This is a genomic window from Microbacterium bandirmense, from assembly GCF_037204185.1.
GTDB lineage: Bacteria > Actinomycetota > Actinomycetes > Actinomycetales > Microbacteriaceae > Microbacterium > Microbacterium bandirmense.
Window position 1 is genome coordinate 34,213 of the sequence record NZ_JBBDGM010000011.1, and the last position, 11,879, is coordinate 46,091.

12 protein-coding genes are annotated in these 11,879 nt (G+C 68.7%); 5 read left to right on the top strand and 7 right to left on the bottom strand.

The window, feature by feature from the left end; genetic code table 11:
* Positions 1-27: 27 nt before the first annotated feature.
* Positions 28-942, bottom strand: coding sequence for a hypothetical protein (locus WDU99_RS12795; RefSeq protein ID WP_337332844.1), 915 nt, complete (start codon positions 940-942; stop codon positions 28-30).
* Positions 943-1,133: 191 nt separating this feature from the next.
* Here WDU99_RS12795 and WDU99_RS12800 point away from each other — a divergent pair, with 191 nt between their 5' ends.
* Both WDU99_RS12800 and WDU99_RS12805 read left to right on the top strand, forming a co-directional pair.
* Entirely contained in the window at positions 1,134-1,766 is a 633-nt protein-coding gene (locus WDU99_RS12800) for an acyl-CoA synthetase (RefSeq protein WP_337332845.1), read from the top strand.
* Positions 1,763-2,176 (top strand): hypothetical protein, encoded by a 414-nt coding sequence (locus tag WDU99_RS12805; RefSeq protein ID WP_337332846.1) that lies wholly within the window; start codon positions 1,763-1,765, stop codon positions 2,174-2,176. The genes WDU99_RS12800 and WDU99_RS12805 overlap by 4 nt, the downstream gene beginning before the upstream one ends.
* A 19-nt stretch (positions 2,177-2,195) precedes the next feature.
* Here the strand turns inward: WDU99_RS12805 and WDU99_RS12810 are convergent, their stop codons facing one another.
* On the bottom strand, positions 2,196-3,293 hold the full coding sequence (locus WDU99_RS12810; RefSeq protein WP_337332847.1) for a PQQ-dependent sugar dehydrogenase: 1,098 nt from the start codon (positions 3,291-3,293) through the stop codon (positions 2,196-2,198).
* Positions 3,294-3,501: 208 nt separating this feature from the next.
* Here WDU99_RS12810 and WDU99_RS12815 point away from each other — a divergent pair, with 208 nt between their 5' ends.
* On the top strand, positions 3,502-7,011 hold the full coding sequence (locus WDU99_RS12815; RefSeq protein ID WP_337332848.1) for a glycosyl hydrolase family 95 catalytic domain-containing protein: 3,510 nt from the start codon (positions 3,502-3,504) through the stop codon (positions 7,009-7,011).
* Between the two features lie 186 nt (positions 7,012-7,197).
* Here WDU99_RS12815 and purB read toward each other — a convergent pair whose 3' ends face one another.
* Both purB and WDU99_RS12825 read right to left on the bottom strand, forming a co-directional pair.
* Entirely contained in the window at positions 7,198-8,571 is a 1,374-nt protein-coding gene (gene purB, locus WDU99_RS12820; RefSeq protein ID WP_337332916.1) for an adenylosuccinate lyase, read from the bottom strand.
* A 5-nt stretch (positions 8,572-8,576) separates the two neighbouring features.
* The gene (locus tag WDU99_RS12825) at positions 8,577-9,122 is read right to left on the bottom strand and encodes a low molecular weight protein-tyrosine-phosphatase (RefSeq protein WP_337332849.1); all 546 of its coding nucleotides are present in this window, start codon (positions 9,120-9,122) and stop codon (positions 8,577-8,579) included.
* A 113-nt stretch (positions 9,123-9,235) separates the two neighbouring features.
* On the opposite strand from WDU99_RS12825, the gene WDU99_RS12830 reads away from it, so the two are divergent.
* The gene (locus WDU99_RS12830; RefSeq protein ID WP_337332850.1) at positions 9,236-9,502 is read left to right on the top strand and encodes a hypothetical protein; all 267 of its coding nucleotides are present in this window, start codon (positions 9,236-9,238) and stop codon (positions 9,500-9,502) included.
* On the top strand, positions 9,502-10,809 hold the full coding sequence (locus tag WDU99_RS12835; protein ID WP_337332851.1) for a hypothetical protein: 1,308 nt from the start codon (positions 9,502-9,504) through the stop codon (positions 10,807-10,809). Before WDU99_RS12830 ends, WDU99_RS12835 begins: the two co-directional genes overlap by 1 nt.
* A gap of 2 nt (positions 10,810-10,811) precedes the next feature.
* On the opposite strand, the gene WDU99_RS12840 is transcribed toward WDU99_RS12835, so the two are convergent.
* The 3 genes from WDU99_RS12840 to WDU99_RS12850 all read right to left on the bottom strand — a co-directional run bounded on the left by WDU99_RS12840 (position 10,812) and on the right by WDU99_RS12850 (position 11,868).
* Positions 10,812-11,216, bottom strand: a complete 405-nt coding sequence (locus WDU99_RS12840; protein ID WP_337332852.1) for a phage holin family protein — start codon at positions 11,214-11,216, stop codon at positions 10,812-10,814.
* A 74-nt stretch (positions 11,217-11,290) separates the two neighbouring features.
* The gene (locus WDU99_RS12845) at positions 11,291-11,662 is read right to left on the bottom strand and encodes a type II toxin-antitoxin system death-on-curing family toxin (RefSeq protein ID WP_337332853.1); all 372 of its coding nucleotides are present in this window, start codon (positions 11,660-11,662) and stop codon (positions 11,291-11,293) included.
* Positions 11,662-11,868 (bottom strand): ribbon-helix-helix protein, CopG family, encoded by a 207-nt coding sequence (locus WDU99_RS12850; RefSeq protein WP_337332854.1) that lies wholly within the window; start codon positions 11,866-11,868, stop codon positions 11,662-11,664. Before WDU99_RS12850 ends, WDU99_RS12845 begins: the two co-directional genes overlap by 1 nt.
* Positions 11,869-11,879 lie beyond the last annotated feature (11 nt).

The window sequence follows — 11,879 nt, forward strand, 5'->3', positions numbered from 1 at the left end:
TGTTATGCAAGTATTGCAATGCAAGATTCAGGCGAGGCGCGGCTCCCAGCCCCAGCGCAGCGCCAGCGAACCCGGTCCGAAACTTCGACGTACCGCGTGGAGCGAGGAGCCGCCGTCCAGCGTGCGCGGCACCACCACCTCACCGGCGGGCGTCTCCTCGACCTCCTCGATCCAGACCGGGATCGCATCCGGGTGGAATCGCGTCCACAGCAGCAGCTCGCGGCACTGCAGCGCGATTCCGTGCCCGCTGCCGTCGCCCTCGGGGAATCCGGGTGGATAGTCCACCGACCACTCGATCACGGTGGCCTCCGGCGTGGTGATCGGACGGTCGAGGGCGAACAGGAACCCGTGCACCGTGCGGCTCGGATCCGTGTGGGTCGTCGCGATGCGGCCGCCGCCCAATGCGGTGAACGTCGGACTCTCGGTGGGGATGCCGTGGGTGATCTCGACGAACGGGATCGCAGAGATCACCCCGGCCGTTCCCTGCACGACCAGCCGCGTCGTGCGCCGCACGATGCCGTGATCAGCGCCGACGTCGGTGACCGCATGGATGCTGAGCTCGCGGGTCGGATCGGGATACGTGGCGCCCATGGCGATGAACGTGTCGCGCACACGCTCCTCGAGCGACTGCTCGTCGAACGGGAACGCAGTGGGGCCGAGCGGGCCGGTGCGCAGCGTCGGTCCCAGCCGACCGGTGAGGCTGCCGGGATCGAGGCCCAGCAGGTCCTCGATGTCGGTCACGGCCGCGAGCGACTGTGCGCCCTCGGGCCGGCGGGCCCCGGAGCGCCAGTAGCTCAGCGTCGCCATCGACACCGCGTTGCCCCGGTCGGACAGCCGCTCGTGCAGCCGCGACAGGGTCATCCGGCGCGCGTCGATCGCCTCGCGCAGGGCGTGGGCGAAGGGCGTCATCGCTCGTTCGCCCGAGATCCTCTCACTCGTCACAGAAGCGCTCCCGGTATGTGAAGGTCGTCCGCCTAGATTGGCATACCGACACGACGTCGGACCTCTGCTGGGGAGGGGTCGTCGTGCCGTCCCCTTTGTGAAGGGGGTCCGGCGATCGCCTGGGGAGGCCGCCGGATCTCCTTCATAGGCCCCCGGCGTAGACTGGGAGGGTCACCGATTCGAGGATCGTCATGCCTGCCCCTTCTCGCCCGTTCACTGCGCGCCATGTGCAGCTGAGTCGCGCCCTGATGGCCGCCGTCGCCGCCATCATGATCACCTTCTCGCCCGACCACTCCGCAGCGGTCGGGCTCTCGGTGTTCGGCGGGTTCGCGATCGTGACCGCGTTCGTGCTCATCCTGTCGGCGATCATCGTCTACCCCTCCGGCCAGCGCTGGCCGGCGGTGATGATGGGTGCCTTCACCCTGGTGCTCGGCATGGCGGCGAGCGTGCCGACCTGGCGCTCCGATGTGCTGTTCTTCGTGCTGGTCATCATCTGGGCCGCCCTGACGGGACTGGTCGAGCTGATCGCGGGCATCCGATCCCGCCCGGCCGAGGGCTCGCGCGACGCGATCACGGTCGGCGCGCTGGGGCTGCTGCTGGCGCTGCTGCTGCTGATCGTGCCGGTCGACCTCGTGCAGCACTACGTCGTCGACGACACGGAGTTCACGCTGACCGGCATCGTTCTCGGCGTGGGACTGTTCGGCGGGTACGCCGCGATCGTCGCGGTGTTCCTGGGCATCGCAGGCCTCACGCCGCGCGCGAAGCACGAGATCGAATCGGATGCCGGCGCGCAGCGCCTGGCAGACCATGGAGGAAATGCATGACCGACCCGAAGCCGACCAGGCGCGACATTCTGCGTCCGCTGCACCTGGTGGGGATCGCCCTGGCGTGCGGAATCTTCGCGGCGGTCGTCACCCTGGTCTCGACCGGCGCCTTCACCGAGCGTGTGAACCTCTCGATCGCCAAGGGCACCTACGAGGGCCTCACCCCGATCGGTCTTGGACTGGTCGTCGGGGGTGCGGCGTTCATCGTCACCCTGCTCGGCCTGTCGATGCTGATCCTCGCGATCGACCCCGCAGATGTCACCAAGCGCGTCGACCGTCCGGTGCTGCTCGCGTCCGACGACCAGGGCCCCGCCGCTGAGGCTTCCGAGGCTGAGGCTTCCGAGGCTGAGGCCCCCAAGACCGAGGCTCCCGAGGCTGAGGCCCCCGAGACCGAGCCCCCCACTCCGTAAGCCCCCGGCCCCTCGACGCTCAGCCCTCGGGAAGCGTCAGCTGCAGCAGGCGGTCGTCCGACGGGCCAGGACTGCCGCGGCCGTCGGTGTTGTTCGTGAGAACCCAGAACGATCCGTCCGGGCCGGGCACCACATCGCGCAGCCGTCCGAACGTGTCGGTGTACACCGCCCATGGCTCGGCGTCGGAGTCGGCCGTGTCGAACAGCCAGAGCCGCTCGCCGCGGAGGGACGCCACGTACACGACGTCGTCGATCATCGCGATGCCGCTGGGGCTCGCCTCGGCCGGAGACCACACGGCCATCGGGTCGATGGCATCCGATGCACCCGCCATGCCCTCGTGGTCCGGCCAGCCGTAGTCGCCGCCGGGCTCGATGCGATTCAGCTCATCCCAGGTGTTCTGTCCGAACTCGCTGGCCCACAGCGTTCCCCGCGAATCCCAGGCGAGGCCCTGCACGTTGCGGTGGCCCAGACTGTATACCGCTGAGTCGAACGGATTGCCCGGCGCGTCCGCGCCCTCGGGAGTGACGCGCAGGATCTTCCCGGCCAGGGCATCCGGGTCGCGAGCCTGATCGCGAAGCCCGGCATCGCCGGTGGCGATGTACAGCATCCCGTCGGGACCGAACGCGATCCGCCCGCCGTTGTGATTCGACGCACGAGGGATGCCGTCGACCACCACCTCGAGACGCGCAAGGTCGAGGCTCACATCACCCGCGTCGCCGGTCAGGGGCATCCGCACCACCCGGTTGTCATCCTCGGCGCCGTGGTACGCGTACAGCCAGCGCACCCCGTCCGCCTCGTGCAGCGCGAGGCCGTGCAGGCCGGATTCGCCACCGGAGACCACGTCGGGCACGACGCCGGCTTCACGCTGCTGTCCGCCGGGGATGAGCTCGACGATGCGCCCGTCGTCGCGCTGCGAGATCAGCGCGCCGCCGCCGAGCGGCAGCACCGACCATGGGGCGTCGAGATCCTGCGCGAGCGTGATCGGCTCGGCATCCGTCGTCGACGACGGAGAGTCGGCCGGCGCGCTCGTCGGGGGCGCTTCGGCCTGCGTGCAGGCGGCCAGCGTCAGCATCCCGAACAGGATGCCGACGGATGCTGCTCGAATTGTCGCGCGCATATGTACAGCATGACGTGCGCCCGGCGCGAGGGGCACCCACAGAATGTTTGCGCTATCGGGCTGCTCCGACGAATTCGGGCCGTACAAGCGGTAATCGCGCTTCACAGTCGCGACGCCTCACTAGACATCCGATCTCTGCTCGGGCATTATTGCGATCACATTGTCCAGCAACGATGCTTCGGAGGTCCCCTCAGTGTTCAACGGTTCCATGTCGCGGCGCCAAGCCCTGCAGCTCGGCGGTCTGGCGGCCCTCGTGCCGCTCATCCCCGAGATCCTCGCCGCGCGCCCGGCATCCGCATCGACGACCGTCGTCCCGAGATCGCGATCACTCGCCGCCGGAGCCATCGCCCGCCCGGCGCTCTCGTCGCACGCACTCTGGTACGGAACGCCCGCGAGCAACTGGGAGACCGAGGCGCTGCCGATCGGCAATGCACGCCTGGGCGCGAAACTGTTCGGCCACCCCGATGCCGATGTCATCCAGTTCAACGAGCAGAGCCTGTGGGGTGGACTCAACGACTACGACAACGCACTGGCCGGCGAGTCCGACGGGGCGTACGACCTCAGCGTCACCGGCTTCGGCTCATATCGCGACTTCGGGCAGGTCGACGTCACCTTCGCCGCCGGCAACACGGTCACCGCCCCCGGCGGGCCGTACAACGCCTCGACGTCCGAGCGGGTCGACAAGACCTACGACGGTGACTCCGGCACGAAGTGGTGCATCGACGGGCCGCCCTCCGAGGTGATCTGGCAGGCCGAGCTCGCCGCACCGATCGCCGTCGGCGGCTACACCCTCACCAGCGCCAACGACGTGCCCGCGCGCGATCCGCAGGAGTGGACCCTGCAGGCATCCGACGATGGCAGCACTTGGAGCACGCTCGACGCGCGCAGCGGCGCGCCGTTCGAGAACCGTCGTCAGGCCAAGGCGTTCTCGTTCGAGAACGGCACCGCATACCGCTACTACCGGTTCGTGTTCATCCCGAAGGCGGGCGTGAGCCACTTCCAAGTGTCGGAGGTCTCACTCGCAGGCGTCACTCTGGGACAGGGTGAGGCCGTGTACATCTCGTCGCCGAGCGGTCACAGCGACTCGCTCGTCGGCAGCGTCGACGGCGACGCCGGCACCGTGTGGGAGGTGTCGGATGCCGGCGACGGCGCCGCCTGGCAGCTTGAGCTCACCGCCAAGCGCGCACTCACCATGTACGCCCTCACCGCCGCCGCCGAGGGGGCCGCACCCCGCGACTGGACTCTCGAGGCCTCGCAGGACGGCCTGAGCTGGACGGCGCTCGACCAGCGCAGCGGCCAGGATCTGGCATCCGGCACCGTCACCGAGTTCACCTTCGCGAACACCACCGCGTACGCGATGTACCGGATCGTCTTCACCTCGCCGGGCGCATTCCGCCTCGCCGGCGTCGCGTTCGCGGCCGGCGGCTACAGCACCGCCGCGCAGCGCTACGTCGTCGACTACCGGCGCGCCCTCGACATCGTCGACGGCATCCACAGCACGCACTTCGCCAGCACCGGCGGCACCGTGCTGCGCGAGGCGTTCGCCAGTCGCGACGCCGACCTCATGGTCGTGCGCTACACCAGTGACACCGACGGCGCCCTCACCGCAGACATCACCATGGCCTCCAAGCAGGAGGCGAGCACGACATCGGATGCCGGCGCGCGCCGCCTGAGCTTCTCGGGCACGATGGCGAACGATCTCAGCTACGCCGCGGTGCTGCAGATCTCCGACACCGACGGCGAGGTCACATCCTCCGGTGCCGGTCTGCGGGTCAGCGGAGCGAGCACGATCACGCTGCTTCTCGACGCACGCACCGACTATCTGATGAACGCCGAGCAGGGCTGGCGGGGCGCAGCCCCGATGCCCGGCATCGAGAAGGCCATCGCGGCAGCATCCAATCGCTCGTACGACGACCTGCGCGCAGCGCACGTCGACGAGGTCACCGAGATGATGAACCGCGCCAGCGTCGACTGGGGGCGCACCTCCGACGACGTGCTCGCCCTGCCGACCCGCACCCGCCTCACGCGCTACGGCGCCGGCGAGTCGGACCCGACGCTCGAGCAGACGCTGTACGCCTATGGGCGCTACCTGCTGTTGAGCTCATCGAAGCCCGGCGGGCTGCCGGCCAACCTGCAGGGGCTGTGGAACAACAGCAACCAGCCGGCGTGGGCCAGCGACTACCACACCAACATCAATGTGCAGATGAACTACTGGGGTGCCGAGACCACCGATCTGCCCGGGGCGCACCAGGCACTCGCCGCGTTCATCGAGCAGGTCGCCGTGCCCAGCCGTGTCGCCACCCGCAACGCGTTCGGCGATGTGCGCGGCTGGACCGCGCGCACCTCGCAGAGCGCCTTCGGCGGCAACGCCTGGGAGTGGAACACCGTCGCCAGCGCCTGGTACGCGCAGCACCTCTACGAGCACTGGGCGTTCACGCAGGACGAGGAGTACCTGCGTGAGCACGCCTATCCGCTGATCCGCGAGATCTGCTGGTTCTGGGAGGACCGCCTGAAGGAGCTGGATGACGGCACGCTGGTCGCGCCCGACGGCTGGTCGCCCGAGCACGGACCGCGCGAAGACGGGGTGATGTACGACCAGCAGATCATCTGGGACCTGTTCCAGAACTACCTCGACTGCGCGAAGGCCCTGGGCGTCGACGAGGAGTACCAGGCGACCGTCGCCGACATGCAGTCGCGCCTGGCGCCCAACAAGATCGGCAGCTGGGGACAGCTGCAGGAGTGGCAGACCGACCGCGACGACCCGAACGACATCCACCGGCACACCTCGCACCTGTTCGCGGTGTATCCCGGCCGCCAGATCACGACGGGCGACGAGGAGTTCGCGGCGGCCGCGCTGGTGTCGCTGAAGGCACGCTGCGGTGAGAAGGAGGGCGTGCCGTTCACTGCCGCAACAGTGTCCGGCGACAGCCGCCGGTCGTGGACCTGGCCGTGGCGCACCGCGCTGTTCGCACGGCTCGGAGAGGCGGAACGAGCCGGGATCATGGTGCGCGGACTGCTCACGTACAACACCCTGTCGAACCTGTGGGCCAACCACCCGCCGTTCCAGCTCGATGGTAACTACGGCATCACCGGCGCGATCGCCGAGATGCTGCTGCAGAGCCACGACGGTGCGATCCGGCTGCTGCCTGCACTGCCCGAGGAATGGGGAGTGCAGGGATCGTTCTCGGGTCTGCGGGCCCGCGGCGGGTACTCGGTCAGCGTGGAATGGGTCGACGGCAAGGTGAGCACGTACGACGTGGTCGCCGACCGCGCCGCCGACGCCTCGCCGATCACGGTCATCGTCGATGGAGAGAGGCGCCGGGTGCGCCCGGCCGATCCGCGAACCGGTGAGCCGATGCGCGAGCTCGGTGATGGTGACGGCGGTGGAGACGGTGGCGGTGATGGTGACGGCGGTGGAAACACCGGTGGTGGAGACGGGGATGGTGGCTCCGGCGGTGGAGACTCCGGCGATGGAGGCTCCGGAGGCAACGGCTCGGGCGGTGCGGGTTCCGGAGGCTCGGGTGCCGGTGGATCCGGTGGATCCGTCGCTTCGGGTTCCGGCAGTGATTCCGGTGCGGATGCACTCGCGATGACCGGTGCTGCGGTGCCCGGCGGCCTCATCGCCGGCGCCCTCGCGACCATCGCAGGGGCGGGCGCCCTGATGACCCGCCGCGCCCGTCACATCGCCGACCTGCCGGGAGACGAGGAGCCCGCCTGAGTCCTGTCGGCGCCCAGACTGTCAGCATCCCGTCATCTGCGGATCGCGTGCGTCGCCGCCCCTGCAGGGCTACCTCGCCCCTGTTCAGTTACGTGAACGAGCAGGGGCGGCGTAGCTGAGCCGGGGCGGCGATGCGCTGGGCGGATGCTACCGAGCTGGGCGGATGCTACTGGAAGACGGCGCGCGCTACTGCGCGAGGCGCTCCGCCAGACCCGTGTAGGTCGCCGGGGTCAGGGCCAGCAGGCGCTGCTTGGCGGCATCCCCGATCTCGAGGTCCTGCACGAACTCCGCGAGCTCGGCGGCCCCGACGCGGTGTCCGCGCGTCAGCTCCTTCAGCAGGGCGTACGGGTCGGTGATGCTCGAGCGGCCGGCGACGACCTCGGCGCGGATGACCGTCTGGATCGCCTCGGCCAGCACCTCCCAGTTGTGGTCGAGGTCATCGAGCAGCACATCGCGCGACAGCGAGATCTCGTTCAGTCCCCGGCGCAGGTTGTCGAGCGCGAGCAGCGAATGCCCGAGGGCCACGCCGATGTTGCGCTGCGTGGTCGAGTCGGTCAGATCACGCTGCAGGCGCGAAGTCACCAGCGTCTGCGACAGCGAGCCGAGCAGCGCCGCCGAGAGCTCGAGGTTCGCCTCGGCGTTCTCGAAGCGGATCGGGTTGATCTTGTGCGGCATCGTCGACGAGCCGGTCGCGCCGGCGACCGGGATCTGCGCGAAGTAGCCGAGCGAGATATAGGTCCAGATGTCGGTCGCGAGGTTGTGCAGGATGCCGCCGGCGTGACGGATCCGGTCGTACAGCTCGACCTGCCAGTCGTGCGACTCGATCTGCGTGGTCAGCAGGTTGAAGTCGATGCCGAGGCCCTCGATGTACTCGCGGGCGAGCTGCGGCCAGTCGACCGAAGGCTCAGCCGAGAGGTGCGCCGACCAGGTGCCCGTCGCTCCCGAGAACTTCGCCAGATACTCCGAGCCGGCGATCTGCCCGCGCACGCGCTCGAGGCGCCACGCGAAGACGGCGAGCTCCTTGCCCATCGTCGACGGGGTCGCCGGCTGGCCGTGGGTGCGCGACAGCATGGCGGCATCCGCATGCAAGACGGCAAGCGACCGCAGCTTCGCGATCACGGCGTCCAGCGCGGGCATCCACACGCCCTCCACCGCGCGCTTGACCGTCAGCGCGTACGAGGCGGAGTTGATGTCCTCGCTGGTGCACGCGAAGTGGGTGAGCTCGGCGATGGCATCCAGCCCCAGCGACGAGAGCCGGTCGCGCACGAGGTACTCGACGGCCTTCACGTCGTGGCGGGTGACGGCCTCCTTCTCGGCGAGCCAGTCGATCTCGTCCTGCCCGAAGTCGCGGTACAGCGCCCGCAGGCGCTGCTTGTCAGCATCCGCCAGCGGTGACGTCTCGAACAGCGAGCGGTCGGTGAGCGCGATCAGCCACTCGACCTCGACCTCGACGCGGGCGCGGTTCAGGCCCGCCTCCGAGAGGTAGTCGGCGAGGCCCGAGACAGCGGCCTGGTAGCGGCCGTCGAGGGGGCTGAGCGGCTGGGTCGGAAGCGAGGGCAGAGAAGTCAGAGGAGTTCCTCCTGCTCGGGGCCCCGCATCGCGCGGGGCGACGAATGGGATGCCCGCACAGCCGGTTCGAGCTGGCTGAAGAGTCCGCGGGTCGCGGTCTCAATCATAGCGAGCACCGAATCGAACATCTCGGCCCCGGCGTAGTACGGATCGGGCACATCCATACTGGACGCGTGCGGGTCGAACGCGCGCAGCAGGGTGACCTTGCCCTCGTCGTCATCGGTGCGCGCCCAGGCGCGCAGGATGCGCTCGTGGGTGCGATCGAGCGCGACGATGAGGTCGTTGTCGGCGAAGGATGCCGCAGTGAACTGCTTCGCACGATGCAGCGATCCGTCGAAGCCGCGGCGCGAGAGCGCATCGATCGTGCGTTCGTCGGCGCGCTCGCCGACGTGCCAGTCGCCGGTGCCTGCGCTGGTGGAGACCATGCTCGAATCGAGGCCGTGGCGCGCGGCGACGGCACGCAGCACCACCTCGGCCATCGGCGAGCGGCAGATGTTGCCCGTGCAGACGAAGATGACGCGGAAGGGATCCGGGTCGGTCATCGCTCCATTCTGCCCCGATCGGCCGTCGTCCCCAATGACCTTCGCGCAGAAGTTGTCCACAGTTCGTGGGAATCGTGCGAAGTCGGATGCTGCCGCGCGCGCACTGTGGAGGCATGTACTCCATCGCGCCAGCCGAAGCCCCCACCAGCACCGAGATCTGGGCGGCGTTCGCCGCGCTGCGCCTGCTGCACGACGCCGAAGACCGTCTGGCCGCCGCTGAAGCAGTCGTCACGGGCATGGTCGCCGACGCGGCGTGGCACAACGAGGGCCTGGCGGCCCGTTCGCTGCGTGACGCACTGGGTCGGCTGCACGATGCGATCCGCGCCGAGATCGTGAGCGTGCAGGAGCAGCAGGGTGTCGCACGGGCGGCGGTGCGCTGATGAGCGACGCACTCGAGATCACCTCGGGCGGGGCCATCGCCATCGACTCGTCGATGGTGCGCGACATCGGTCATCGTCTGGGACAGGTCGCACACGAGGCGCAGGGTGCGGCGGAGCTGGTGCAGACCGCGTCGGCGACCTGTGCGCAGGCGCCGACGCTGGCCATCGGCACGGGCGGGATGATCGGATGCATGCAGCGCCTCGGCGCGCTCGCCGACGCCACCCGCACCCACGCGCACCGTGTCGAGCTGATGGCCGACACGTTCGAGCTGGTCGAGCTGCGCAACCGGCAGGCGGCCCTCGAGGTGCACCGACCGGAAGCGGCACTGGCGCTGCAGGCGCGCATCGACGAGCTGATCAGCGGTGACCCCGACATCGAGAACAAGGCCACCATGCTGGTCGCCGGATGGCAGGAGCAGCGGTTCGACGGCACCGGGGATCAGCCGCTCGACGACATGCTCGCGACGATCTTCCCGAGTACAGAGCTGTCGCCGCTCGGGCCGGGCGCTCTCGCGATCGCCTTCATGGCCGTCTCGCAGCTTGCGGCCAAGAGCGGTCAGGGGCTGTTGCCCTACGGCACGAAGCTGCAGGGCCCTCCGCCCCCGGTGCGCGTCGACCCGGTGACCAAGGGCACCACGACCCCGGTGTCAGGGGTGCGCGACTCGCTCTCCCGCATCCCCAAGGACCGGCCCGGTCAGGTCGTGGTCGAGAAGTACACGATGAAGGACGGCTCCGAGCGCTTCGTCGCGTATATCGACGGCACGCGCGCGGTGTCCTCCGGTTACAGCGACCCGTGGGACATGGGCTCGAACTGGGACCTGTACGTCGACCGCGATCAAGCGGCCTCGCAGGTCGCCGTCGACAAGGCGCTCGAGGCCGCCGGTGCGTCACCCGGTGACAGGGTCGACCTGGTCGGGTACTCGCAGGGGGCGGCCATCGCGAGCTTCACCGCGATGGAGGGCGTGTACGACGTGGGTGTGGTGGTCACTGCCGGTAATCCCACCGAGGCGTCGCTCGCGTCGGATCAGACGCTCGTCGACCTTCGGCACCGGGGCGACATCTTCTCGAATCTGGCGGGAGGCGGCAGCGCAGGCGGCACGGGCTCACCCGAGAGCTTCACCGCGGTGGCCGAGGTCGACGCGATGTCGCCGGTCGGCGCGCACCGACTCGAGGAGTACATCGACACCGCCGGGCAGATCGACGCCTCGGGAGACCCGAGGGTGCGTCAGCTGCAGGAGACGTTCTTCGCAGAACTCGGCGATGCGGAGCGCGTGGAGACGACGGAGTTCAAGGCCACGCGACCGTGAGCTCAGTCGCGGCGGCTCTTCTTCTTCTGCGGACGCAGGATCGCCCCGAACACGGCGTTGATGATCGAGATGATGATGGCGGCCACCACACCCCACCAGAACGACTCGACGTCGAGGCCCCAGGAGAACCCGCTGGTGATCCACGCCGTCAGCCACAGCAGGAACCCGTTGATGATGAACGAGATCAGCCCGAGGGTGAGGATGTACAGCGGGATCGCGACGATCTTGATCACCGTGCCGATGATCGTGTTCACCAGCGCGAAGATCGCCGCCACGACCAGGAAGGTCAGGGCCACCTGCAGCGTCTCACCCGGCGAGAACGGTCGGATGCTGACCTCGAGCACCGGGATGAGTGTGACGACCCAGATGGCGAAGGCGTTGACGATGACGCGGACGAGGAATCGCATGACTCGATCGTGCCACGTGTGGCCTGCGAAGTCAGCGGGTTGAGTTGTCGCAGAATCCGCGACAACTCGGTCGTTCAGGATTCCGCGCGGATGCCGGTCGCGATCACCTGGGCGAGTTCATCGACGGTCATCTGGCTCTGCGCGGCGTTCAGAACCAGATCGAAGGCGTCGTCGTCGCTGAAGTCGAGCGCGAATCCATTCAGTCTGAGGAAGATCAACGTCAGTACCAGGGACAGTCGCTTGTTCCCGTCGAACAGGGGGTGGTTCTGCGAAAGCGAACTAAGCAGGGCCGCCGCCTTCTGCTCAATGGTGACGTAGGCGTCTGTGCCGAACATGCTGGCGCTCGGGCGCGCCAGCGCTGAGAACAGCAGTCCCTCGTCGCGCACATGCAGACCGAGCTTCTCGACGACGGCGATCGCCTGTGCTGGCTCGATGTACTCGACCATCACGCGTCTTCGAGCCGTTTCATGACGTCGGCATACCGCTCGGTGATCTCGTCCGCGAGCGTCAGCACGCGGGCGGTCTTCGCCTCAGTGCTGGCGAAGCGTTCGGCTGCTTCGATCAGCACCGCATGCTTCGACATGTGTCGCGAGCGCGCAATCGCCTCGAGTTTCGCGTCGAGCTCTTCCGGGAGGCGCACCGTCATTGCCATACCAAAATGGT